Raw genomic sequence first — 2,182 nt, forward strand, 5'->3', positions numbered from 1 at the left:
TTCACCATGCACGTTATTTATGATGTAGAAGCGGCACTCTATCACTCCTTACGCATTTTAAAGCCCAATGGAGTGTTATTGATTAATTTTTCCTCTGTGGACTATTATTTTCCTGAAGGTTTAGATATGGGAACGGGAAAGCCATTATTTTTGTATCATTGGTTTACTCCGATCGCCGTGGAGAATTTGCTGCACCGAGTTGGACTAACCGAGGACAACTATCAGCTAGAAATTTATGGTAATCTATTTACCCGCATTGCCTATGAGATGAATATGCCCGCAGAAGAACTCAGCGATCGCGAGCTAAAATACCAAGATACTCATTATCCCGTACTGATTTGCGTGCGGGCAATTAAAGGCGATCGCTGGCAAGTTAAACCTCCTGAATATCGAGACCCTTGGCATCCCAAAGGAAAGCCTGCAAGATGGAATCCGATTAAAGGAGAGCGTGTTTGAATTGGGCGATCGCCTCTTCTGTCACATCATCCCCGTCACATACTCCTGGGCTTTTTGCCCAACTGATGACCCGACAGTTAGCCGAAAGATAGCCGCGATCGCCATCTTCAAAGCCTCTCAAGTCCGAGATTTAGCCTGTCTGAGAAACCAATCAAAACGAGACCCAGCGATCGCGGTTTTCTCCAACATATCCATATCGAGTTCATCCGCATATTCGAGATCGAAATCCAAAGATTCTCCTGTTTCGTGGGCATTTCCCCCATAGCCGCGCTGTTGAAATCGATCCCGCAGGCGATCGGCTAAAACGACGGCGATCGCCTGATAAAAGCGAGCAGAAAAACCAAGATTTTCTTGTAATTGGGAAGCAAGGCGATCGCGAGGTAATGCTACAACCGATATTTTCTCCAAACAAGTCAAAGTTGCAGACGCATTACCCGCTTCCACAAAAGAGATTTCCCCCAAAATTTCACCACTTTCTAAGGTTGCGAGAGCTTTTTTCTCTTCTTGGATTTGGATGGAAACTTCTAATGTTCCATCAAGCAGAATATATAAAGCTGAAACGGGTTCTTGTTCCCGAATCAGGATAGTATTTGCACTCCATTTCTGGGTTTGACTGGCGGACAAAATCCAATTAAGATCGACATCTTGAAAGATTGCAAACATCAATAAAACTTTGCGGAGGGGAGGGATAGGTAACATTTTACTGACTGCCAATAATGCCGTATTCTCCTTCAATTTTCGAGAAAGAGATTGGGAGGCAATTTCATAAAAATGTGCGGCAAATTCCCGATCTTGTTGCAATTTTTGGCTTAATTCCCGACAAGAAATAGCCAGAACCTCTGATTCTTCGATCGCCGTTACAGTGAAAATGGGCAGGCGATCGCTCACAAAAGATATTTCTCCCAAGATTTGACCAGGAGTGACTCGGCCCAGGGTCTGGATTTCCTGGGATAAACCTGCACTCTCCGAGGGGGAGATGGTCGCCTCTAAACTACCTTCGATGAGAATATAGAGGGATTGGAACATGGAGAAACCTCTAGGAACATTTTCTGCTAAAAAATCCTTGTAAAAATGGTCTGACTTCAAAAATCCCCTATCAGATCGAAAATTCTGACAGGGGATTATATTAATTACTCCTTATCGTCTCCAAAAAAGCCAGGAGTTCGTCCCGAAGCGGTGGCAGATTTCTGAGAAATAACCACGGCACTAATTTGGTCGCTGAAAACCGCTACTTCTTTATCGGTTTGCTTCTCGCAGGTCAAATGCACCATTTCTGGCGGAACCTTCTTCATCGCTTCGAGAACGCCGTGGTAGACGGCTTTCGCGGCATCGAGTTCTTTGCGCTGTACCGAAACGGGGATGGGAGAATACTTCAAAATTAGGTCAATACTGAACATTCGGGCTGTACTCGTTGAGGGTTTGCTTTAAGATTTTAAGGTTTTGTTAAGGATTGCACTAGCGTGCAGAATTATTTATATTTATTATAATTAAGTAAAGAAACGTAAACTTTTTTCTCAATTCGGCGACATCTCTGCTCATAATTTCTCATTTTCAGAGGGGGTCGAACTAGGGAAAAGGTTTCAAATCCGCTCTTATCGCTATTTTTGGAGATTTCATTTTTATGACCGTAGCAATGGGACGCGCCCAGGCACAACGAGGATGGTTTGATGTCCTCGATGACTGGCTCAAACGCGATCGCTTCGTTTTTATCGGTTGGTCGGGTTTA

General features: G+C 44.1%; 3 protein-coding genes and 1 pseudogene. 1 reads left to right on the forward strand and 3 read right to left on the reverse strand.

Annotated features, from left to right (window positions below; all coding sequences use genetic code 11):
* A pseudogene (locus VB714_RS27110) lies at nucleotides 1–456 on the forward strand (hypothetical protein); the annotation flags it as partial.
* On the opposite strand, the gene VB714_RS27115 reads toward VB714_RS27110, so the two are convergent.
* The 3 genes from VB714_RS27115 to VB714_RS27125 all read right to left on the reverse strand — a co-directional run bounded on the left by VB714_RS27115 (nucleotide 437) and on the right by VB714_RS27125 (nucleotide 1,853).
* Nucleotides 437–577 carry a hypothetical protein gene (locus tag VB714_RS27115; protein WP_323228446.1) on the reverse strand — a complete coding sequence of 47 codons (141 nt, stop codon included), beginning with the start codon at nucleotides 575–577 and terminating at the stop codon, nucleotides 437–439. The pseudogene VB714_RS27110 and the gene VB714_RS27115 overlap by 20 nt on opposite strands.
* Nucleotides 574–1,482 carry a cyclic nucleotide-binding domain-containing protein gene (locus VB714_RS27120; protein WP_323228447.1) on the reverse strand — a complete coding sequence of 303 codons (909 nt, stop codon included), beginning with the start codon at nucleotides 1,480–1,482 and terminating at the stop codon, nucleotides 574–576. The genes VB714_RS27115 and VB714_RS27120 overlap by 4 nt, the downstream gene beginning before the upstream one ends.
* Before the next feature lie 104 nt (nucleotides 1,483–1,586).
* The gene (locus tag VB714_RS27125) at nucleotides 1,587–1,853 is read right to left on the reverse strand and encodes a hypothetical protein (protein WP_204102537.1); all 267 of its coding nucleotides are present in this window, start codon (nucleotides 1,851–1,853) and stop codon (nucleotides 1,587–1,589) included.
* Nucleotides 1,854–2,182 lie beyond the last annotated feature (329 nt).

The organism is Spirulina sp. 06S082 (assembly GCF_034932145.1).
Classification (GTDB): domain Bacteria; phylum Cyanobacteriota; class Cyanobacteriia; order Cyanobacteriales; family Spirulinaceae; genus CCY15215.